Source organism: Pseudomonas sp. GW456-12-10-14-LB2 (genome assembly GCF_002884345.1).
Lineage (GTDB): Bacteria > Pseudomonadota > Gammaproteobacteria > Pseudomonadales > Pseudomonadaceae > Aquipseudomonas > Aquipseudomonas paraglycinae.
Map to the genome: position 1 here is coordinate 70,594 of NZ_POHV01000022.1, position 22,343 is coordinate 92,936.

A 22,343-nucleotide genomic window follows, 5' to 3' on the forward strand; every position below is an offset into this window, starting at 1 on the left:
TAGCGCCCGTTGCCGGGCGCCTGGATTACAGTTTCTTGGCTTTCTCGATCGCTTCTTCGATGCCGCCGACCATGTAGAACGCTTGTTCTGGCAGGTGGTCGTAGTCACCGTTGAGGATGCCTTTGAAGCCAGCAATGGTGTCTTTCAGGGAAACGTATTTACCCGAAGCACCGGTGAAGACTTCAGCCACGAAGAACGGCTGCGACAAGAAGCGCTGGATCTTACGAGCACGGTTTACCAACTGCTTGTCGGCTTCCGACAGCTCGTCCATACCCAGGATCGCGATGATGTCCTTCAGCTCTTTGTAACGCTGCAGCACGTACTGAACACCACGAGCGGTCTCGTAGTGATCGTTGCCGATCACGTTCGGGTCCAGCTGACGCGAAGTCGAGTCCAGTGGGTCTACCGCCGGGTAGATACCCAGGGAAGCGATGTCACGGGACAGAACGACGGTGGCGTCCAGGTGAGCAAACGTGGTCGCTGGCGACGGGTCAGTCAAGTCGTCCGCTGGTACGTATACGGCCTGGATCGAAGTAATCGAACCTTGCTTGGTCGAAGTGATGCGCTCTTGCAGCACGCCCATCTCTTCTGCCAGGGTCGGCTGGTAACCTACTGCCGAAGGCATACGGCCCAGCAGTGCGGATACTTCGGTACCGGCCAAGGTGTAACGATAGATGTTGTCGACGAACAGCAGAACGTCGTTACCTTCGTCACGGAACTTCTCGGCCATGGTCAGACCGGTCAGCGCTACGCGCAGACGGTTTCCCGGTGGCTCGTTCATCTGACCGTAGACCAGGGCTACCTTGTCGAGAACGTTGGAGTCCTTCATCTCGTGGTAGAAGTCGTTACCCTCACGAGTACGCTCACCCACACCGGCGAACACGGAATAACCGCTGTGCTCGATGGCGATGTTACGGATCAGTTCCATCATGTTTACGGTCTTGCCTACACCGGCACCACCGAACAGACCGACTTTACCGCCCTTGGCGAACGGGCAAACCAGGTCGATAACCTTGATGCCTGTTTCCAGCAGCTCGTTGCCACCGGCCTGTTCAGCGAAGGAAGGAGCGGCGCGGTGGATACCCCAGCGCTCTTCTTCGCCGATCGGGCCAGCTTCGTCGATCGGGTTGCCCAGTACGTCCATGATCCGGCCCAGAGTCGCTTTACCGACCGGTACGGAGATGGCTGCGCCAGTGTTGTTGACGTCCAGACCGCGCTTCAAGCCTTCGGTGGAGCCCATCGCAATGGTACGAACCACGCCGTCGCCCAGCTGCTGCTGAACTTCCAGAGTGGTTTCGGCGCCTTGAACCTTCAAGGCGTCGTAGATGCTCGGTACGCTGTCGCGTGGAAATTCCACGTCGATAACGGCGCCGATGATTTGAACGATACGTCCGCTACTCATAGCTGGATCCTCTGAATATTTGAACCGTTAAACCGCGGCAGCGCCGCCGACGATTTCCGAGATCTCTTGGGTGATCGCAGCCTGACGCGCCTTGTTGTAGATCAGCTGCAAATCGCTGATCAAATCACCGGCGTTGTCGGTAGCGTTCTTCATCGCGATCATCCGCGCAGCCTGTTCAGCCGCGTTGTTCTCGACCACCGCCTGGTACACCTGCGACTCCACGTAACGCACCATCAAGCCGTCAAGCAGCTCTTTGGCGTCTGGTTCGTAGAGGTAGTCCCAGTGGTGCTTGAGTTCCTGATCCGGGGTCGCCACCAGTGGAATCAACTGCTCCACGGTAGGCTGTTGCGTCATGGTGTTGATGAACTTGTTGGATACCACGGACAGGCGGTCAATACGGCCGTCCAGGTAGGCATCCAGCATCACCTTGACGCTGCCGATCAGATCATTGATCGACGGCTCTTCACCCAGGTGGCTGATAGCTGCAACGACGTTACCGCCGAAGTTGCGGAAAAAGGCCGCACCCTTGCTACCAACGACACACAGATCGATCTCGACGCCGTTTTCGCGGTTTACCGCCATGTCCTTGACCAGGGCCTTGAACAGGTTGGTGTTCAAGCCGCCGCACAGACCACGGTCACTGCTCACGACGACATAACCGACGCGCTTTACTTCGCGATCGATCATGAACGGGTGGCGGTATTCCGGGTTGGCGTTGGCCAGATGCCCAATTACCTGGCGGATACGCTCCGCATAAGGACGGCTAGCAGCCATGCGCATTTGTGCCTTGCGCATTTTGCTGACCGCCACTTTTTCCATGGCGCTGGTAATTTTTTGCGTGCTTTTGATGCTCGCAATCTTACTGCGAATCTCTTTTGCGCCTGCCATGTAACACCTATCAGGTTAGCAAGCGGGAGCCTTGCGGCTCCCGCTGCGGCTTACCAGGTTTGGGTGGCCTTGAACTTCTCGATACCAGCCTTCAGGCCAGCGTCGATTTCGTCATTGAAGTCACCTTTAACGTTGATCTTCGCCATCAAGTCGGCGTGATCGCGGTTGAAGAAAGCAATCAGCGCTTGTTCGAAGCTGCCGATCTTGGCGATTTCAATGTCAGTCAGGAACCCACGCTCAGCGGCATACAGCGACAGCGCCATGTCAGCGATCGACATCGGTGCGTATTGCTTCTGCTTCATCAGCTCGGTAACGCGCTGACCATGCTCAAGTTGCTTGCGGGTCGCTTCGTCCAGGTCAGAAGCGAACTGGGCGAATGCCGCCAGTTCACGGTACTGAGCCAGAGCGGTACGGATACCACCGGACAGCTTCTTGATGATCTTGGTCTGAGCGGCACCACCCACACGGGATACCGAAACACCGGCGTTCACTGCAGGGCGGATGCCCGAGTTGAACATGGCCGATTCCAGGAAGATCTGACCGTCGGTGATGGAAATCACGTTGGTCGGAACGAACGCGGAAACGTCGCCAGCCTGGGTTTCGATGATCGGCAGTGCGGTCAGGGAACCGGTTTTGCCGGTCACTGCGCCGTTGGTGAACTTCTCTACGTACTCTTCCGAAACGCGGGATGCGCGCTCCAGCAGACGGGAGTGGAGATAGAACACGTCGCCTGGGTAAGCTTCACGGCCTGGTGGACGGCGCAGCAGCAGGGAAATCTGGCGGTAAGCCACTGCTTGCTTGGACAGATCGTCATAAACGATCAGCGCGTCTTCACCGCGGTCGCGGAAGAATTCACCCATGGTGCAACCGGAGTACGGAGCCAGGAATTGCAGTGCTGCAGATTCCGAAGCGCTCGCTGCAACGATGATGGTGTTAGCCAGTGCACCGTTTTCTTCCAGCTTGCGAACCACGTTGGCGATGGTCGATTGCTTCTGACCGATTGCCACGTAGACGCAGAAAATGCCGCTGTCTTTCTGGTTGATGATCGCGTCGATCGCCAGAGCGGTTTTACCGATCTGACGGTCACCGATGATCAGCTCACGCTGGCCACGGCCGACAGGGATCATGGCATCGACAGCCTTGTAGCCAGTCTGTACAGGCTGGTCTACCGACTTACGCCAGATCACGCCCGGAGCAACTTTCTCGACCGCGTCGGTCTCGGTGTTGCCCAGTGGACCTTTGCCGTCAACAGGGTTACCCAGTGCGTCGACAACGCGACCCAGCAGTTCCTTACCAACCGGAACTTCGAGGATGCGGCCGGTGCACTTGGCGCTCATGCCTTCAGCCAGACTGGTGTATGCGCCCAGTACAACGGCACCTACGGAGTCTTGCTCCAGGTTGAGGGCCATACCGTAGACGCCGCCCGGAAACTCGATCATCTCGCCGTACATGACGTCGGCCAGACCGTGAATCCGCACGATACCGTCAGATACGCTGACGACAGTGCCTTCGTTACGGGCTTGGGAGGTCACATCGAGCTTTTCGATGCGGCCCTTGATAATTTCACTTATTTCGGAAGGATTGAGTTGCTGCATTGCTCTGCTGCCCCTTCAAACTCAAGATTTCAATGCTTCGGCAAGTTTCGCGATTTTGCCGCGAATCGAGCCATCGATAACCAGGTCGCCGGCGCGGATGACCACCCCCCCGATAAGGGAGCTGTCTTCCTCGACTTGCAGGCGCACTTCCCGGTTGAGTCGTGCACTGAGAACCTTGGCGAGTTTGTCTTGCTGTTCTTGGTTCAATGCAAAAGCACTGGTCACTTCAACGTCTACCGATTTCTCTTGCTCGGCCTTGTACAGGTCAAACAGAGCGGCGATCTCCGGCAGAAGCGGGAGACGGTCGTTTTCGGCAACGACATTGATGAAGTTCTGTGCCTTGGCATCAAACTTGTCGCCGCACACGTCAATGAACGTGGCGGCCTTTTCTGCGCTCGTCAGTCGCGGGGCCTTGAGCACGCGCTGCATGGTGTCGTCTTGCGACACCGCTGCTGCCAGGCCGAGCATGGCTGACCAATTGGCCAGTTGCTGGTGGGCCTGAGCGTGCTCGAAGGCCGCCTTAGCGTAAGGTCGGGCCAACGTGGTCAGTTCTGCCATGATCGCCCTCGCTTAGATTTCAGCAGCCAGTTGGTTAACCAGCTCTGCGTGCGCGTTTTGATCGATTGTGGCACCCAGGATCTTCTCGGCGCCGCCGACAGCCAGCAAGCCCACTTGGGCGCGCAGCTTGTCTTTGACGCTGTTCAGTTCCTGTTCGATCTCGGCTTGAGCCTGAACCTTCACACGGTCAGCGTCGATGCGGGCCTTTTCAACGGCCTCTTCGACAATCTGGTTACCGCGTTTCTTGGCTTGCTCGATGATTTCAGCTGCCTGAGCTTTCGCTTCGCGCAGTTGCTGACCCGCTTTTTCTTGGGCCAACTCCAGGTCGCGAGCTGCACGGCTGGCAGCGTCCAGACCATCAGCGATCTTCTTTTGACGTTCGTGCAGAGCTGCGATGACCGGAGGCCATACGAACTTCATGCAGAACAGTACAAAAATCAGGAACGCAACGGACTGGCCAATCAGGGTCGCATTAATGTTCACGCCAACACCTCGCAGTTACGTTGTCCATCACACCAAATCACTCGGAGATCCGAATGATTAGCCAGCGATCTGACCAACGAACGGGTTCGCAAAGGTGAAGAACAGAGCGATACCAACACCGATCATGGTTACGGCGTCGAGCAGACCGGCAACGATGAACATTTTAACTTGCAGCATTGGAACCATTTCTGGCTGACGCGCTGCGCCTTCCAGGAACTTGCCGCCCAGCAGGCCGAAACCAATTGCGGTACCCAGTGCGCCCAGGCCGATCAACAGTGCAACAGCGATAGCGGTTAGACCAACTACAGTTTCCATCTTTCCTCCCGACTTTTACGTCGTATGGTTTAGGTTTTTTAGATTAAAGCGGTAAAACAAATCGTTTCATGGTGCCCCGTGAGGAGCCCCTTCCCGTTTGACCGGGAAGGACATCAGACTAGTCGAGACTGGTCTTAATGGTTTTCTTCGTGCGCCATCGACAGGTAGACGATGGTCAGCATCATGAAGATGAACGCCTGCAGGGTGATGATCAGGATGTGGAACACAGCCCACGCCCACTGCAGGACAACACCCAGGCCGCTCAGCCAGAGCAGGCCGCTGCCGAACATCACAGCGATCAGGATGAACACCAGCTCGCCGGCATACATGTTGCCGAACAGACGCAGAGCCAGAGAGATCGGTTTGGCGATCAGGGTCACGAATTCCAGCAGGAAGTTCACCGGGATCAGCAGGGCCTGAACGAAGATGTTCTTGCTGCCGAACGGGTGCAGGGTCAGCTCGCCGATGAAGCCGCCGAGGCCCTTGACCTTGATGCTATAGAAAATGATCAGTGCGAAAACCGAGAACGCCATGCCCAGGGTCGCGTTCGGGTCGGTGGTCGACACGGCGCGGAACGGGATGTGGTGGTCGCCGGAGATCAGGATGGCCAGCTGAGGAATCCAGTCGACCGGTACCAGGTCGACGGCGTTCATCAGGAACACCCAGACGAAGATGGTCAGTGCCAGCGGTGCGATCACCGGGCTACGGCCATGGAAGCTGTCTTTCACGCTGCCATCGACGAATTCGACCAGGACTTCAACGAAGTTCTGCAATGCACCCGGCTGACCGGAAGTCGCCTTCTTGGCCGCCATGCGGAAAAGAAGAACGAAGATCAGACCCAGCGCGACCGACCAGCCGAGGGTATCGACGTGGAAAGCCCAGAAGCCCATTTCCTTGGCCTCTGCTGCGGTGTGGGCAAAGCCCCAGCCGCCGTTGGGTAGCTGACCGAAGGTCAGGTTCTGCAAGTGGTGCTGGATATAGCCCGAAGCGGTTGTTTCTGCCATGGTTGCCTCAAACGCCCTAAGGTCTCGAAAGTCTTGTTCTCATCAGCAGGGGAGCGAACCAGCTGACCGACTGAGTCAGCACGAAGGCGCCGAATACAGCGATCGGCGCCAGTGGCTTCACACCTGCAAACACCAGTGCAAACAGCACTGCCGTCAAAATCAGTTTGCCTGCCTCGCCGGCATAGAAAGACCGGACGATGGACTGGGCTGCTCGGGCGCCGGAAAACCGAAATGCCTTGTGAGCGAAATAAACATTGGGCAGCAAGGCTATCAGGCCTCCGCAAAGTCCCGAGTATCCGGCAACGACTCCGTGCCATTGCCAGAGCGCCAAAGCGGCAATGAGCAAAATGACAAATTGAGCCATCAACACCGGAAAAACCGCCAGGCGATGGAACGGCAGGCGGTTTGGCTTGCGGGTTTCCATCACTATTGCTCTCCAATGGTCGGCTGCCGAAATTCAATAACTTGGCATAATTTGTGCCGACAAAATGCGCGCAGAGTATAGGGGCGGTTCTGCCCCTATTCAACTGTCAGGTAGTGATTTCCGACTGCGCGCTACAAGAGGAATTGTTTCAGCGGATGTGTGCGAGCACACCTTGAAGCTCGTCGAGGGAGTTGTAACCGATCACCAACTGACCCTTTCCCTTCTTGCCGTGGCGAATCTGCACCGCAGAGCCTAGGCGCTCGGCCAGACGTTGCTCGAGCCGGGCGATATCCGGGTCGGGTTTGGACGGTTCGACCGGCTCCGGTTTGCCACTCAACCACTGACGAACCAGTGCCTCGGTTTGGCGCACGGTGAGGCCGCGTGCGACAACATGTCGCGCCCCTTCCACCTGCTGATTGTCCGGCAGACCGAGCAATGCACGGGCATGACCCATTTCCAGGTCACCGTGGGACAGCATGGTCTTGATGACTTCCGGCAATGCAATCAGGCGCAACAGGTTGGCTACCGTGACCCGGGACTTACCCACAGCCTCGGCGACCTGTTGCTGGGTGAGCTGGAATTCCTGCTGCAAGCGCTGCAGGGCCACCGCCTCTTCGATCGGGTTCAGGTCTTCGCGCTGGATGTTCTCGATCAGCGCGATGGCGATCGCGGTTTCATCCGGCACGTCGCGGACCATCGCAGGAATGGTTTCCTGGCCGGCCTGCTGACTGGCGCGCCAGCGGCGCTCGCCGGCGATGATTTCAAAACGACCACCGCCAATCGGGCGAACCACGATCGGCTGCATCACGCCCTGGGCCTTGATCGACTGCGCCAGCTCTTCCAGCGCCTGCGGATCCATGTCCCGGCGTGGCTGATACTTGCCGCGCTGCAGCAAGTCCAACGGCAGGTGCTGCAACTCACGGCTGTCAGCCTGCGCCGCTTGTTCTTCCAGCGAGCTGACAGTCGGACCGCTCAGCAGTGCATCCAGTCCTCGTCCGAGACCTCGTTTCTTGACGGCCATGGGGATTCCTTAAGTTGGCTGGGCAGCGGCGATGCGTGAATTTTTGCGCTGACGGCGAACCATCTCGCCCGCCAGGGCCAGATAGGCCAGCGCGCCACGCGATTGCTTGTCGTAGGCCAGCGCCGGCATGCCGTAGCTCGGGGCTTCAGCCAGTCGGATGTTGCGCGGGATCACCGTGTCGTACAGCTGATCACCGAAGTGTTCCTTGAGCTGGGCCGATACATCGTTCATCAGGCTCAGGCGCGGGTCATACATGGTCCGCAGCAGGCCTTCGACTTTCAGGTTCGGGTTCAGCAGTTCGGCGATGCGCTTGATGTTATCCACAAGGTCGCTCAAACCTTCGAGCGCAAAGTACTCGCACTGCATGGGAATAATCACCCCGTCAGCAGCGACCAGTGCGTTCAGTGTGAGCATCGACAGCGACGGCGGGCAGTCGATCAGAATGTAATCGTAGTTTTCACGGATCGGCGCCAGCGCACTGCGCAGACGGCTTTCCTTCATCTGCATTTCCAGCAGCACCACTTCGGCCGCCGTCAGGTCGCGGTTGGCCGGCAGCAGTTGATAACCGCCGTGTTCGGAGTAGTGCATGGCCTGGGCCAGATCGCATTCGCCGATCAGCAGGTCGTAGACCGAGTTTTCCAGGCCATGTTTATCCACACCGCTACCCATGGTGGCGTTGCCCTGTGGATCGAGATCGATCAACAGCACCCGGCGCTTGGTCGCGACCAGGGATGCTGCGAGGTTGATGCAGGTGGTGGTCTTGCCCACACCACCCTTCTGGTTCGCTATCGCGAATACCTTAGCCATTCTTGCTTGTGTTCCCAATCATGCCGTGCGGCGCAGTATCAGCAGATGGCGTTGGCCTTGGCAACCGGGTACGGCCAGGGCGTGTTCGCTATCGAGTTTGAAGTCTGCCGGCAATGCTACCAGCTCATCGGCCGGATGGACGCCCTTCATTGCCAGCCAGCGCGTATCGGCGTCGCCGAGGTGGCGAGTCCAGTTGGTGAAGTTCTCCATGCTGCTGAAGGCCCGGGAAATGATCCCGTTGAACGGCTGTGCAGGCTGGAATGCTTCGACGCGACTGTGGATAACTTGCAGGTTATCCAGTTTGAGTTCGAGTTTGACCTGGGTCAGGAAGCGGGTTTTCTTGCCGTTGCTGTCCAGGCAAGTCACTTGCGAGTCCGGATACAGGATCGCCAAAGGGATCCCCGGCATGCCGCCGCCGCTGCCGACATCCAGCCAACGGCCGTTCTCGATGAACGACATCACGCTGAGGCTATCGAGCAAGTGACGGGAAACCATTTCGTCCGGATCGCGGACGGCGGTCAGGTTGTAGGCCTGGTTCCATTTGATCAACAGGGCCAGATAACCCAGCAGCAATTCGTGCTGGGTTTCAGTGAGATTGACACCGAGCTCGCGGGCTCCTGTGGATAACTCTTCGGCGTGTTGCGAAGTGACCTTAGAACTCAAGCGCTTTGCTCCAACTGACGGCCCGCGCCGCGTTTTTTCAAATGAATCATCAACAGCGAAATCGCCGCCGGAGTAACACCCGGGATCCGCGAAGCCTGGCCAAGCGTCTCGGGACGCGTGGCGCCCAGCTTGCTCTGGATCTCCTTGGAGAGACCGGAAATGTTGGTGTAATCGATATCCACAGGCAGTTTCGTGTCTTCGCTTGCACGCAGACGGGCGATTTCGTCCTGTTGACGGTCGATGTAACCGGCGTATTTGGTCTTGATCTCGACCTGTTCGGCGACCTGTGGATCTTCGGCGCCCTGCCCGGTCACTTCGACCAGACCAGCGTAGTCGATTTCCGGACGGCTCAAGAGATTGAGCAGGTTGTATTCGTGAGTCAGCGGCGTGCCGAATTTCTCGGCAATCGCATCGCCCTGTGGAGTGCCCGGGCGAACCCAGGTGCTTTTCAGGCGCTGCTCTTCGAGTTCGATGCTTTCGCGTTTCTTGCAGAACGCCGCCCAGCGCGCGTCATCGACCAGACCCAGTTCGCGACCTTTTTCGGTCAGACGCAGGTCCGCGTTGTCCTCACGCAGGATCAGGCGGTACTCGGCACGGGAAGTGAACATGCGGTACGGCTCTTGGGTACCAAGGGTGATCAGGTCGTCGACCAATACCCCGATGTACGCCTCATCACGACGCGGGCACCAGGCTTCTTTGCCTTTCGCACGCAATGCGGCGTTCGCGCCGGCGAGCAAACCCTGGGCGCCGGCTTCTTCGTAACCGGTGGTGCCGTTGATCTGACCAGCGAAGAACAGACCGCCGATGACTTTGGTCTCCAGGCTGTACTTCAGGTCGCGCGGATCGAAGTAGTCGTACTCGATTGCATAACCCGGACGCACGATGTGCGCGTTTTCCATGCCGCGGATCGATTGCACAATCTGCAATTGCACGTCGAACGGCAGGCTTGTGGATATCCCGTTCGGATAAAGCTCATGGGTGGTCAGGCCTTCCGGCTCGATGAACACTTGATGGCTTTCCTTGTCGGCAAAGCGGTGAATCTTGTCTTCGATCGACGGGCAATAACGCGGGCCGATGCCTTCGATTTCGCCGGCAGCGGAATACATCGGCGAACGATCAAGGTTTGCGGCAATGATTTCGTGGGTGCGGGCGTTGGTGTGGGTGATCCAGCAACTGACTTGCCGTGGATGTTGTTCCTTGTTGCCCATGAACGACATCACCGGGATCGGCGTATCGCCTGGCTGCTCGGTCATCACCGAGAAATCCACCGACTTGCCGTCGATACGCGGTGGCGTACCGGTTTTCAGGCGACCGACACGCAGCGGCAGTTCACGCAGACGATGCGCCAGGGCGATCGATGGTGGATCACCGGCTCGACCGCCGGAAAAATTCTGCAAACCGATGTGGATAAGTCCGCCCAGGAACGTACCGGTGGTCAACACCACGGAATCGGCGAAGAAACGCAGACCCATTTGGGTGACGACACCGCGTACTTGTTCCTGCTCGACGATCAGGTCGTCAGCAGCTTGTTGAAATATCCACAGGTTCGGCTGGTTTTCCAGAATTTCGCGGACAGCGGCCTTGTACAAAATCCGGTCGGCTTGCGCACGGGTTGCACGTACGGCCGGGCCTTTGCGGCTGTTCAACACGCGAAACTGGATACCGCCCAGATCGGTGGCCATGGCCATCGCGCCGCCGAGGGCGTCGATTTCCTTGACCAGATGGCTTTTGCCGATGCCACCGATAGCCGGGTTGCAACTCATGGCACCGAGGGTTTCCACGTTGTGCGTCAGCAGAAGGGTTTTTGCACCCATGCGTGCTGAGGCCAGTGCTGCCTCGGTACCGGCATGACCGCCGCCGATGACGATCACTTCAAAACGGGAAGGGAAATCCACCACGCACCTCGTGCCTGCTTAAGTAGGTAATTCAGGAATAGTTTGAGATCAGGTTTCTGGACCTGGTCGGCAAGTATAGGGACTTCGCCCTTCCTAAAGAACCCTTTGCACAAAATTTAACCAGCTGTGGAGAACTCGCGGTTAAAAGAATAAAAAAGAGAGAAATTTATAAAACCTTTGTTTTAAAGCTTATTCTTACTGCCCATTGTTTCTGTGGATAGATTTCTGCAGGCCTTTATTTTCAATGTGTACAGAGATTCAAAACCCTGTGGCCATGTCGCCATGAGGCCCTTGGATAACCGGTGTAAGCCTGTGGATGAATGAGGTGGTTATCCACAGTGGCAGTTATGTTCAGTTTTCAGGCCCTGTTATCAACTGCCCTCAGCGGCAGTTATTCACAGGGCTTAATCCACAGAAATCGGACGAATGAAGGAATCGCGGACACGGGAAATCCGCTCAGGAACAGAAATCTGTCCGGCACTGGAGGAAGGAAAAACGAGGAAGGAGGACAGACAGGTCGCGAACGGACCTGTCTGTGGACAACGGGAGGTTTATTTACCGATGCAGAAGCTGGAAAAGATCCGTCCCAGCAGATCATCGGAGCTGAAGGCGCCGGTGATTTCCCCGAGAGACTGCTGGGCCTGACGCAGGTCTTCGGCCAACAGCTCACCAGCACCCGCCAAGGTCAGTTGGGCACGTCCATGTTCCAGGGCATCACTGGCATGACGCAGGGCTTCGAGGTGCCGGCGGCGTGCGCTGAAGCTGCTTTCCGATGTTTGTTCGTAGCCCATGCAGGCTTTGAGGTGATCACGTAGCAGGTCCAGACCTTCACCGGCAGACTTGGCGCTCAGGCTGATCGTCACGTGGCCATCGTCACTGACTTCCAGGGCAATGGGTTCACCGGTGAGATCAGCCTTGTTACGAATCAGGGTGACCTTCGCCGGATCTGGCCGGGTTTCAAGGAATTCCGGCCACAAGGCGAACGGATCGGCGGCCTCTGGCGCAGTGGCATCGACGACCAGCAGCACTCGGTCAGCTTCGCCTATGGCTTTCAACGCTCGTTCAACGCCGATCTTTTCCACATGGTCATCGGTATCACGCAGACCAGCGGTATCCACAACATGCAGCGGCATGCCATCGATGTGGATATGTTCACGCAGGATATCCCGAGTGGTGCCGGCGATTTCGGTCACGATCGCGGCTTCACGACCGGCCAGTGCGTTCAGCAGGCTGGATTTGCCGGCATTCGGACGACCGGCAATCACCACGGTCATGCCGTCACGCAGTAACGCACCCTGCCCGGCTTCGCGCAATACGGTGGATAACTCGTTACGAACCTTGTCGAGCATGCTCAGCACATGGCCGTCGGCGAGGAAGTCGATTTCTTCTTCCGGGAAGTCGATCGCCGCTTCGACATAGATCCGCAGGCCGATCAGCTGTTCGGTGAGATTATGCACACGTTGGGAGAAGGCCCCTTGCAAGGAGCGCAAGGCATTGCGCGCGGCCTGTGCAGAACTGGCTTCGATCAGATCGGCGATGGCCTCGGCCTGAGCAAGATCGAGTTTGTCATTGAGGAACGCTCTTTCGCTGAACTCACCGGGACGAGCCAGACGGCAGCCCAGTTCCAGACAACGCTTTAGCAACATGTCGAGGACGATCGGGCCACCGTGGCCCTGCAGTTCCAATACGTCTTCGCCGGTGAACGAGTTCGGCCCGGGGAAATACAGCGCCAGACCTTCATCCAGCACCTGTTGATCGTCACTGAAGAACGGGCCGTAGTGGGCAAACCGTGGTTTCAGCTCGCGGCCGCTGATGGCTTTGGCCGCAACGCTGGCCAGCGGCCCGGAAATTCGAACGATGCCCACGCCGCCACGGCCCTGGGCGGTAGCGACGGCTGCGATGGTTTCACGAGGTGCGCTCATAAACCGGTATCCAGACAAAAATGGCAGATAGCAAAACGCCCCACTAGGGGGCGTTTTGAGTGGTGTTATCCACAGAGTAAGTTACGCCTCGGCTTTTTTCGTCGCCGCTTCGATCTTACGCGTGATGTACCACTGTTGGGCAATCGACAGGCAGTTGTTCACAACCCAGTACAGCACCAGACCCGCCGGGAACCACAGGAAGAAGAAGGTGAAGATGATTGGCATCATTTTCATCACCTTGGCCTGCATCGGATCCGGAGGTGTAGGGTTCAGACGCTGCTGGATGAACATGGTCGCACCCATGATGATCGGCAGGATGAAGAACGGATCCTTGATCGACAGGTCGGTAATCCACAGCATGAACGGCGCCTGGCGCATTTCCACGCTTTCCAGCAGAACCCAGTACAGGGAAAGGAAAACCGGCATCTGCACCAGGATCGGCAAGCAGCCGCCCAGCGGATTGATCTTCTCTTTCTTGTACAGCTCCATCATGGCTTGCGACATTTTCTGCCGGTCATCGCCATGTTGCTCTTTCAGTGCAGCCAGTTTCGGAGCCACGGCGCGCATGCGGGCCATCGACTTGTAGCTGGCGGCCGACAGAGGGAAGAAGATCCCTTTGATCAGCATGGTCAGGAAGATGATCGACCAGCCCCAGTTGCCGACGATGCTGTGGATATGTTGCAGCAGCCAGAAGATTGGCTGGGCAATGAACCACAGAATGCCGTAGTCGACAGTCAGTTCCAGACCTGGGGACAACTCTTTCAGCACAGCCTGGCTTTTCGGACCGGCGTACAGAACAGCGCTGGTTTCGACTTTCGCACCCGGTGCAGCGGTCAGCGAAGGACCGGTGTAACCGATGATGTAGTTGCCTTTGCTGTCTTTACGGGTCTGGACGATGTTGTTTTCGCCCTTCGGAGCAACCCATGCAGTCACGAAGTAGTGTTGCAGCCAGGCTACCCAACCACCGGTGACAGTTTCCTTGAGCTGAGCTTTGTCCATGTCCTTCATGGACACTTTCTTGTACGGCTCGGAACTTGTCCACAGGGCGGCGCCCAGGTAAGTCGCGGTACCGGTAGCAGTGGTCGACGAAGGATCAGCGCTTGCATCGCGTTTCAGCTGAGCAAACATCGAACCGGACCAAGGCTGAGCGCTCTGGTTGTCGATCAGATAGGTCACGGTCACGTCATACAGGCTACGTTTCAAGGTGAAACGCTTGATGTAATTGACGCCGTCCTTGCTGAACTTCAGGTCGACGACCAGTTGGTCCTGACCGTCAGCCAGTTGATAAGTCTTCTTCTCCGAGGAGTAGACCGGACGACCGGCCGGGTTTGCATCCGGACCGTTGGTGCCAATCAGACCGCTCTGTGCCAGATAGGTACGTTCGCCACCGTTGTCGAACAGCTGGAACGGAACGTCCGGACGATCCTGACGACGTGGATACAGCGGCAAGGTCAGCTGGGCAACATCGCCACCTTGTGGATCGATCGCGAGATCGAGCACATCGGTTTTGATCTGGATCAGATCCTTGCTGACGGCGACCGGCGTTTCGGCAGGTGCGCTGGTATCGCTTGCGGCGCGCGGAATATCGTCACTGGCAGCAGCATTATTGCCAGTGGCGGTGTCCGGCAAACCGGATGTAGTCGTACTGGAAGCAACATTCTGAGTCGGCAGGGCAGCCTGGCCATAGTCCTGGTTCCATTTAAGGACCATGACGTAGGACACGATTGCCAGGGCGACGATCAGGATCGTGCGTTTGATATCCATGATTACTCGGCCATCGAAGAAGAACGGGAGGTAGGGATAGGTGGAACCGGGTCATAACCACCGGGATTCCACGGATGACAGCGACCTAAACGACGAAAGGTCAGCCAGCCACCGCGCAGAAGGCCATGATTTTCGATGGCTTCATACGCGTAGCAAGAACAACTGGGGTAGAAACGACAGTGACTGGCCATCAGGGGACTAATGGCGTAGCGATAAAACTGGATCGGAACGAGCGCCAGTTTACGCATCTGGACTGTCTACCCCTACAGTTTCGGTTTTGACTGCTGGTACCGGCTTGTTGCGTGCCAGACGTTTCCAGAGTTTGCCGAAATGCTGAATCAATTCGGGGTTTTCTACGTCACCCAAACCTTTGCGCGCGACGATAACGATGTCCCAGCCGACCAGTGAATCCTGGTGCAGGCGAAACGATTCGCGCATAAGACGTTTGAGGCGATTGCGCTCGACGGAGAGCTTGACGCTCTTTTTCCCGATAACCAGTCCGAGACGGGGGTGATCGAGATCGTTGTTGCGCGCAAGGAGCAGGAGATTTTTCCCCGGAACCTTGCCGGTAGGGGAGTCAAAGACTGCCTTGAAATGCCGGGGAGTAAGCAGACGCTTTTCCCGACTGAAGTCCTGACTCACCTCCAGTGCCGGATTATCAAACTGCCAGACGTGCGCGGCCTTTGGCGCGACGACGCGACAGTACGGCACGACCGTTCTTGGTAGCCATGCGAGCACGGAAACCGTGGGTACGAGCGCGTTTGATAGTGCTTGGTTGGAAAGTACGTTTCATGTCGTGTTACCTGGTTCGTCCACAACGGGCCGGAATGGCCCCCGTTTTAAGAGACCGGGGATTCTAGAGAAAGCAAGCCAATAGGTCAATTTCCAACCAACGTTTCCTTATAAATAGATCTTCGGAGCCGCCAGGACCTGTTTACCCGGTTTGCCAAAGATAAAAATAAAGAAGGGAATTATTTAAAGCTTTTCTGTAAAGCTTGTAAAAGCTAGGTACACAGTTATCTGTGGATAACTGGCTCAAGGCCTTGTTTCAAGCGATGTACAGAGAATGACAACTACAGTGGAAAACCGTGTTCAGCCTGTGCTGCGCTGTCGGATAACCTGTGTGTGGAATAGGTTGTTATCCACAGGCTGGTTATCCACCGACTTTCGCCCCCAGTTGTCCAGTGTGCTCAGATAGGGTTATCCACAGAGCTTATGCACACACCGTCGGTCGCCTTTTTCGCGTTTAACGCATTGATAAATCATGTCCACCGGGCAACCTGCATGTGGATAAGTGGACGACTGGCCGCTACAATGGCCGCTTGTTTTTGCCTCACCGGCTTTCAACTTAGGGGATATCCGTGTCAGTGGAACTTTGGCAGCAGTGCGTGGAGCTTTTGCGCGAAGAGCTGCCTGCCCAACAATTCAACACCTGGATCCGTCCACTACAGGTCGAAGCCGAAGGCGACGAGTTGCGCGTCTACGCACCGAACCGTTTTGTTCTGGACTGGGTCAACGAAAAGTACCTGGGGCGCGTCCTTGAACTGCTGGATGAGCATGGCAACGGTCTCGCACCGTCGCTCTCCTTATTAATAGGCAGCAAGCGCAGTTCGGCTCCTCGTGCCGCACCGAACGCACCGTTGGCTGCTGCGCAAGTGTCCCAGGCTCAGGCCAATGCCGCGCCGGCCAGTGCGCCAGCACCAGCTCCGACGCCTGCGCCGACCAAGCGCACAACGCAGAAAACAGAAGAGATCAGTGAAGAGCCGTCCCGCGACAGCTTCGATCCGATGGCTGGTGCCGCGTCTCAACAGGCCCCGGTTCGCGCCGAACAGCGCACCGTGCAGGTCGAAGGCGCGCTCAAGCACACCAGCTACCTGAACCGCACCTTTACCTTCGAAAACTTTGTCGAAGGTAAATCCAACCAGCTCGCCCGTGCGGCGGCCTGGCAGGTGGCAGACAACCCGAAGCACGGCTACAACCCGCTCTTCCTTTATGGCGGCGTAGGTCTGGGTAAGACGCACTTGATGCACGCGGTGGGTAACCATCTCTTAAAGAAGAACCCGAATGCCAAGGTCGTGTACCTGCATTCCGAGCGTTTCGTTGCCGACATGGTCAAGGCACTGCAACTGAACGCGATCAACGAGTTCAAGCGTTTCTACCGTTCGGTGGACGCCCTGCTGATTGACGACATTCAGTTCTTCGCCCGCAAGGAACGTTCCCAGGAAGAGTTTTTCCACACCTTCAACGCCCTGCTTGAAGGTGGTCAGCAGGTCATTCTCACCAGTGACCGCTACCCGAAAGAAATCGAAGGCCTTGAAGAGCGCCTTAAATCCCGCTTTGGCTGGGGCCTGACGGTTGCCGTCGAGCCGCCGGAACTGGAAACCCGCGTCGCCATCTTGATGAAGAAGGCCGACCAGGCCAAAGTCGAGTTGCCACACGATGCGGCGTTCTTCATTGCCCAGCGCATTCGCTCCAACGTCCGTGAACTGGAAGGCGCGCTGAAACGCGTGATCGCCCACTCGCACTTCATGGGCCGCGACATCACCATCGAGTTGATTCGCGAATCCCTGAAAGACCTGTTGGCGTTGCAGGACAAACTGGTCTCTGTGGATAACATTCAGCGCACCGTCGCCGAGTACTACAAGATCAAGATCTCCGACCTGCTGTCCAAACGCCGTTCGCGTTCGGTCGCTCGTCCGCGTCAGGTGGCCATGGCATTGTCCAAGGAACTGACCAACCACAGCCTGCCGGAAATCGGCGATGTGTTTGGCGGCCGGGATCACACGACCGTGTTGCACGCCTGCCGCAAGATCAACGAACTTAAGGAATCCGACGCGGACATCCGCGAGGACTACAAGAACCTGCTGCGTACACTGACCACTTGATGAACACCAGCGCAGCTTATTAAGGCAAGGGACTAGACCATGCATTTCACCATTCAACGCGAAGCCCTGTTGAAACCCCTGCAACTGGTCGCAGGCGTCGTCGAGCGCCGACAGACCTTGCCGGTACTGTCCAACGTGCTGCTGGTCGTCGATGGCCAGCAACTGTCGCTGACCGGTACCGACCTGGAAGTCGAGCTGGTCGGTCGCGTGCAACTCGAGGAGCCGGCTGAAACAGGTTCCATCACCGTGCCTGCGCGCAAGCTGATGGACATCTGCAAGAGCCTGCCGAACGATGCGCTGATCGATATCAAGGTCGACGAGCAGAAGCTGGTGGTGAAAGCCGGCCGTAGCCGTTTCACCCTGTCGACCCTGCCGGCCAACGACTTCCCGACTGTGGAAGAAGGCCCGGGGTCGCTGACTACCAGTCTGGAACAGAGCAAGCTGCGTCGCCTGATCGAACGCACCAGTTTCGCCATGGCCCAGCAGGACGTGCGTTACTACCTCAACGGCATGTTGCTGGAAGTGTCGACCGGTGTGATCCGTGCCGTGGCTACCGACGGTCACCGTCTGGCCATGTGCTCGATGCAGGCCGACATCGGCCAGCAGGATCGCCACCAGGTGATCGTGCCGCGCAAAGGTATTCTTGAACTGGCACGTCTGCTCACCGAGCCGGACGGCAACGTCAGCATCGTCCTGGGCCAGCACCACATCCGTGCGACCACCGGCGAATTCACCTTCACCTCGAAACTGGTCGACGGCAAGTTCCCGGACTACGAGCGCGTTCTGCCAAAAGGTGGCGACAAGCTGGTACTGGGCGATCGTCAGGCGCTGCGTGAAGCGTTCAGCCGTACCGCGATTCTGTCCAACGAGAAGTACCGCGGTATCCGTCTGCAACTGGCCAGCGGTCAGTTGAAGATCCAGGCCAACAACCCGGAGCAGGAAGAAGCGGAAGAAGAAGTAGGCGTGGAATACAACGGCGGCTCCCTGGAAATCGGCTTCAACGTCAGCTATCTGCTCGACGTGCTGGGCGTGATGACTACCGAGCAGGTTCGTCTGATCCTGTCCGACTCCAACAGCAGTGCGCTGGTGCAAGAGTCCGACAATGACGATTCGGCTTATGTTGTCATGCCGATGCGTCTGTAATCAGCTGACTCTGGATGTCGCTAAGTCGCGTCTCGGTCACCGCGGTGCGCAATCTGCACCCGGTGACCTTCTCCCCCTCCCCCCGAATCAACATTCTTTACGGCGCCAACGGCAGCGGCAAAACCAGTGTTCTGGAAGCCATTCACCTGCTGGGGCTTGCCCGTTCGTTTCGTAGCACGCGACTGTTGCCGGTCATCCAATATGAGCAACTCGCTTGCACCGTATTCGGTCAGGTCGAACTCGCCGAGGGTGGCCACAGCGCATTGGGGATATCCCGCGACCGTCAGGGCGAGTTCCAGATTCGCATCGATGGTCAGAATGCTCGTAGCGCTGCACAACTGGCGGAAATCCTGCCGCTGCAGTTGATCAACCCCGACAGCTTTCGCCTGCTGGAGGGTGCGCCGAAGATTCGTCGGCAGTTCCTCGACTGGGGCGTGTTCCACGTTGAACCGCGGTTCATGGCCACCTGGCAGCGTTTGCAGAAGGCCTTGCGCCAGAGAAACTCCTGGCTGCGGCATGGTACACTTGACGCCGTTTCGCAAGCGGTTTGGGACAGGGAACTGTGCCAGGCCAGCGCTGAAATCGATGAATACCGCCGCGCTTACATCAAAGCCTTGAAACCAGTCTTTGAACAAACCTTGAGCGAACTGGTTGAGCTCGAAGGTTTGACGCTCAGCTATTACCGAGGCTGGGACAAGGACCGGGAATTGAGCGCTGTACTCGCCGGATCCGTGCAACGGGACCAGCAAATGGGTCATACCCAGGCCGGGCCACAACGGGCTGACTTGCGTCTTAGATTGGGCGCACACAATGCCGCGGACATCTTGTCCCGGGGTCAGCAGAAGTTGGTGGTCTGTGCATTGCGGATTGCCCAGGGGCATCTGGTGAGCCAGGCCCGACGCGGCCAGTGTATTTATCTGGTGGATGACTTGCCGTCCGAACTGGACGAGAGCCACCGTCGCGCGCTGTGCCGCTTGCTGGAAGACTTACGCTGCCAGGTCTTTATCACCTGTGTAGATCACGAATTATTGAGGGAAGGCTGGCAGACGGAAACGCCAGTCGCTCTGTTCCACGTGGAACAGGGCCGTATCACCCAGACCCACGACCATCGGGAGTGAAGGCATTGAGCGAAGAAAATACGTACGACTCATCGAGCATTAAAGTGCTGAAAGGCCTGGATGCCGTGCGCAAACGTCCCGGTATGTACATTGGTGACACCGACGATGGCAGCGGTCTGCACCACATGGTGTTCGAGGTGGTCGACAACTCGATCGACGAAGCCCTCGCCGGCCACTGCGACGACATCAGCATCATCATCCACCCGGATGAGTCCATCACCGTTAAAGACAACGGCCGTGGCATCCCGGTAGACGTGCACAAAGAGGAAGGCGTTTCCGCCGCCGAGGTCATCATGACCGTCCTCCACGCTGGCGGTAAGTTCGACGACAACTCCTACAAGGTATCCGGCGGTCTGCACGGTGTAGGTGTTTCTGTTGTGAACGCGCTGTCCGAAGAGCTGGTACTGACCGTTCGCCGCAGCGGCAAGATCTGGGAACAGACCTACGTTCACGGCGTGCCTCAGGCACCGATGGCGATCGTTGGCGACAGCGAAACCACCGGTACCCAGATTCACTTCAAGGCTTCCAGCGAAACCTTCAAGAACATTCACTTCAGCTGGGACATCCTGGCCAAGCGCATTCGTGAACTGTCCTTCCTCAACTCCGGTGTCGGCATCGTCCTCAAGGATGAGCGCAGCGGAAAGGAAGAGCTGTTCAAGTACGAAGGCGGCCTGCGTGCGTTCGTTGAATACCTGAACACCAACAAGACTGCGGTCAACCAGGTGTTCCACTTCAACATCCAGCGTGAAGACGGCATCGGCGTGGAAATCGCCCTGCAGTGGAACGACAGTTTCAACGAGAACCTGTTGTGCTTCACCAACAACATTCCGCAGCGCGACGGCGGCACCCACCTGGTGGGCTTCCGTTCCGCACTGACGCGTAACCTGAACAACTACATCGAGCAGGAAGGTCTGGCGAAGAAGCACAAAGTCGCCACCACCGGTGACGATGCCCGTGAAGGCCTGACCGCGATCATCTCGGTGAAGGTGCCGGATCCGAAGTTCAGCTCCCAGACCAAAGACAAGCTGGTGTCTTCCGAAGTGAAGACCGCGGTCGAACAGGAAATGGGCAAGTACTTCTCCGACTTCCTGCTGGAAAACCCGAACGAAGCCAAACTGGTCGTCGGCAAGATGATCGACGCCGCCCGTGCCCGTGAAGCGGCGCGCAAAGCCCGTGAGATGACCCGCCGCAAAGGCGCGCTGGACATTGCCGGCCTGCCGGGCAAGCTCGCTGACTGCCAGGAAAAAGACCCGGCGCTGTCCGAACTGTACCTCGTGGAAGGTGACTCCGCGGGCGGCTCTGCCAAGCAGGGACGTAACCGCAAGACCCAGGCCATCCTGCCGCTGAAGGGCAAGATCCTCAACGTCGAGAAAGCCCGTTTCGACAAGATGATCTCGTCCCAGGAAGTGGGCACCCTGATCACCGCGCTGGGCTGCGGCATCGGTCGCGAAGAGTACAACATCGACAAACTGCGCTATCACAACATCATCATCATGACCGATGCTGACGTCGACGGTTCGCACATCCGTACCCTGCTGCTGACCTTCTTCTTCCGTCAGTTGCCTGAGCTGATCGAGCGCGGCTACATCTACATCGCCCAGCCGCCGCTGTACAAGGTCAAGAAAGGCAAGCAAGAGCAATACATCAAAGACGACGACGCCATGGAAGAGTACATGACGCAGTCGGCCCTGGAAGATGCGAGCCTGCACCTGAACGAAGACGCCCCAGGCATTTCCGGCGAAGCGCTGGAACGACTGGTGAACGACTTCCGCATGGTGATGAAGACCCTCAAGCGTCTGTCGCGCCTTTACCCGCAGGAGCTGACCGAGCACTTCATCTACCTGCCGGCCGTCAGCTTGGAAATGCTCGGCGATCACGCCAAGATGCAAGACTGGCTCGCCCAGTACGAAGTCCGTCTGCGCACCGTCGAGAAGTCGGGCCTGGTCTACAAGGCCAGCCTGCGTGAAGACCGTGAACGTGGCGTGTGGCTGCCAGAGGTCGAACTGATCTCCCACGGCCTGTCGAACTACGTCACCTTCAACCGTGACTTCTTCGGCAGCAACGACTACAAGACCGTCGTCACCCTCGGCGCTCAACTGAGCACCCTGCTCGACGAAGGCGCGTACATCCAGCGTGGCGAGCGCAAGAAAGCGGTCACCGAGTTCAAGGAAGCCCTGGACTGGCTGATGGCCGAAAGTACCAAGCGCCACACCATTCAGCGATACAAAGGTCTGGGCGAAATGAACCCGGATCAGCTGTGGGAAACCACCATGGACCCAAGCGTGCGCCGCATGCTGAAAGTCACTATCGAAGACGCCATTGGCGCAGACCAGATCTTCAACACCCTGATGGGTGATGCGGTCGAACCTCGCCGTGACTTCATCGAGAGCAACGCTCTGGCGGTTTCCAACCTGGATTTCTGATCCCGGTCGGCGCTAACGAAAAGGCCAACGCAC

21 protein-coding genes are annotated in these 22,343 nt (G+C 57.6%); 4 read left to right on the forward strand and 17 right to left on the reverse strand.

The genetic code is table 11. The annotated features are described in order from the left end of the window. Positions 1–25: 25 nt before the first annotated feature. The 17 genes from atpD to rpmH all read right to left on the reverse strand — a co-directional run bounded on the left by atpD (position 26) and on the right by rpmH (position 15,534). Complete coding sequence (atpD, locus tag C1X29_RS16755; RefSeq protein WP_007954162.1) at positions 26–1,402, reverse strand: F0F1 ATP synthase subunit beta; 1,377 nt, start codon at positions 1,400–1,402, stop codon at positions 26–28. 27 nt (positions 1,403–1,429) lie between these two features. Next, positions 1,430–2,290 carry a F0F1 ATP synthase subunit gamma gene (gene atpG / locus C1X29_RS16760; protein ID WP_007954161.1) on the reverse strand — a complete coding sequence of 287 codons (861 nt, stop codon included), beginning with the start codon at positions 2,288–2,290 and terminating at the stop codon, positions 1,430–1,432. A gap of 50 nt (positions 2,291–2,340) precedes the next feature. Further along, positions 2,341–3,885 carry a F0F1 ATP synthase subunit alpha gene (gene atpA / locus C1X29_RS16765; protein ID WP_041073579.1) on the reverse strand — a complete coding sequence of 515 codons (1,545 nt, stop codon included), beginning with the start codon at positions 3,883–3,885 and terminating at the stop codon, positions 2,341–2,343. A 21-nt stretch (positions 3,886–3,906) separates the two neighbouring features. Beyond that, complete coding sequence (locus C1X29_RS16770; protein WP_011336717.1) at positions 3,907–4,443, reverse strand: F0F1 ATP synthase subunit delta; 537 nt, start codon at positions 4,441–4,443, stop codon at positions 3,907–3,909. A 12-nt stretch (positions 4,444–4,455) separates the two neighbouring features. Then, positions 4,456–4,926 carry a F0F1 ATP synthase subunit B gene (locus tag C1X29_RS16775; protein WP_011336718.1) on the reverse strand — a complete coding sequence of 157 codons (471 nt, stop codon included), beginning with the start codon at positions 4,924–4,926 and terminating at the stop codon, positions 4,456–4,458. 57 nt (positions 4,927–4,983) lie between these two features. Further along, entirely contained in the window at positions 4,984–5,241 is a 258-nt protein-coding gene (gene atpE, locus C1X29_RS16780) for a F0F1 ATP synthase subunit C (RefSeq protein WP_003097235.1), read from the reverse strand. A 134-nt stretch (positions 5,242–5,375) separates the two neighbouring features. After that, the gene (atpB, locus tag C1X29_RS16785; RefSeq protein WP_007954148.1) at positions 5,376–6,245 is read right to left on the reverse strand and encodes a F0F1 ATP synthase subunit A; all 870 of its coding nucleotides are present in this window, start codon (positions 6,243–6,245) and stop codon (positions 5,376–5,378) included. A gap of 16 nt (positions 6,246–6,261) precedes the next feature. Next, positions 6,262–6,669, reverse strand: coding sequence for a F0F1 ATP synthase subunit I (locus C1X29_RS16790; protein WP_003229783.1), 408 nt, complete (start codon positions 6,667–6,669; stop codon positions 6,262–6,264). Between the two features lie 148 nt (positions 6,670–6,817). Beyond that, on the reverse strand, positions 6,818–7,690 hold the full coding sequence (locus tag C1X29_RS16795) for a ParB/RepB/Spo0J family partition protein (protein ID WP_064600630.1): 873 nt from the start codon (positions 7,688–7,690) through the stop codon (positions 6,818–6,820). 9 nt (positions 7,691–7,699) lie between these two features. Further along, positions 7,700–8,497: a ParA family protein gene (locus tag C1X29_RS16800; protein WP_007954142.1), complete on the reverse strand. Its 798-nt coding sequence runs from the start codon at positions 8,495–8,497 to the stop codon at positions 7,700–7,702. A gap of 18 nt (positions 8,498–8,515) precedes the next feature. Further along, on the reverse strand, positions 8,516–9,160 hold the full coding sequence (gene rsmG, locus C1X29_RS16805) for a 16S rRNA (guanine(527)-N(7))-methyltransferase RsmG (RefSeq protein ID WP_007911906.1): 645 nt from the start codon (positions 9,158–9,160) through the stop codon (positions 8,516–8,518). Further along, a complete protein-coding gene (gene mnmG, locus C1X29_RS16810) occupies positions 9,157–11,055 on the reverse strand; it encodes a tRNA uridine-5-carboxymethylaminomethyl(34) synthesis enzyme MnmG (RefSeq protein ID WP_007954140.1) in 1,899 nt (632 codons plus the stop codon). Before mnmG ends, rsmG begins: the two co-directional genes overlap by 4 nt. 551 nt (positions 11,056–11,606) lie before the next feature. Next, a complete protein-coding gene (gene mnmE / locus C1X29_RS16820; protein ID WP_085606314.1) occupies positions 11,607–12,977 on the reverse strand; it encodes a tRNA uridine-5-carboxymethylaminomethyl(34) synthesis GTPase MnmE in 1,371 nt (456 codons plus the stop codon). 81 nt (positions 12,978–13,058) lie between these two features. Continuing rightward, entirely contained in the window at positions 13,059–14,741 is a 1,683-nt protein-coding gene (gene yidC, locus C1X29_RS16825; protein WP_102717946.1) for a membrane protein insertase YidC, read from the reverse strand. A 2-nt stretch (positions 14,742–14,743) separates the two neighbouring features. Next, positions 14,744–14,989 carry a membrane protein insertion efficiency factor YidD gene (gene yidD, locus C1X29_RS16830; protein WP_010465488.1) on the reverse strand — a complete coding sequence of 82 codons (246 nt, stop codon included), beginning with the start codon at positions 14,987–14,989 and terminating at the stop codon, positions 14,744–14,746. Then, positions 14,982–15,383, reverse strand: a complete 402-nt coding sequence (rnpA, locus tag C1X29_RS16835; RefSeq protein WP_011336726.1) for a ribonuclease P protein component — start codon at positions 15,381–15,383, stop codon at positions 14,982–14,984. Before rnpA ends, yidD begins: the two co-directional genes overlap by 8 nt. A gap of 16 nt (positions 15,384–15,399) precedes the next feature. Further along, positions 15,400–15,534 (reverse strand): 50S ribosomal protein L34, encoded by a 135-nt coding sequence (rpmH, locus tag C1X29_RS16840; protein WP_003213577.1) that lies wholly within the window; start codon positions 15,532–15,534, stop codon positions 15,400–15,402. A 568-nt stretch (positions 15,535–16,102) separates the two neighbouring features. Between rpmH and dnaA the strand changes: the two genes are divergently transcribed. From dnaA to gyrB, 4 genes are read left to right on the forward strand one after another with little or no spacing between them, the layout of a single operon-like run. Continuing rightward, the gene (dnaA, locus tag C1X29_RS16845) at positions 16,103–17,626 is read left to right on the forward strand and encodes a chromosomal replication initiator protein DnaA (RefSeq protein WP_011331732.1); all 1,524 of its coding nucleotides are present in this window, start codon (positions 16,103–16,105) and stop codon (positions 17,624–17,626) included. A 39-nt stretch (positions 17,627–17,665) separates the two neighbouring features. Further along, complete coding sequence (gene dnaN, locus C1X29_RS16850) at positions 17,666–18,769, forward strand: DNA polymerase III subunit beta (RefSeq protein ID WP_011331733.1); 1,104 nt, start codon at positions 17,666–17,668, stop codon at positions 18,767–18,769. Positions 18,770–18,783: 14 nt separating this feature from the next. Then, positions 18,784–19,887, forward strand: coding sequence for a DNA replication/repair protein RecF (gene recF, locus C1X29_RS16855; protein WP_003220208.1), 1,104 nt, complete (start codon positions 18,784–18,786; stop codon positions 19,885–19,887). A gap of 5 nt (positions 19,888–19,892) precedes the next feature. Further along, a complete protein-coding gene (gene gyrB / locus C1X29_RS16860) occupies positions 19,893–22,310 on the forward strand; it encodes a DNA topoisomerase (ATP-hydrolyzing) subunit B (RefSeq protein WP_011331734.1) in 2,418 nt (805 codons plus the stop codon). Positions 22,311–22,343 lie beyond the last annotated feature (33 nt).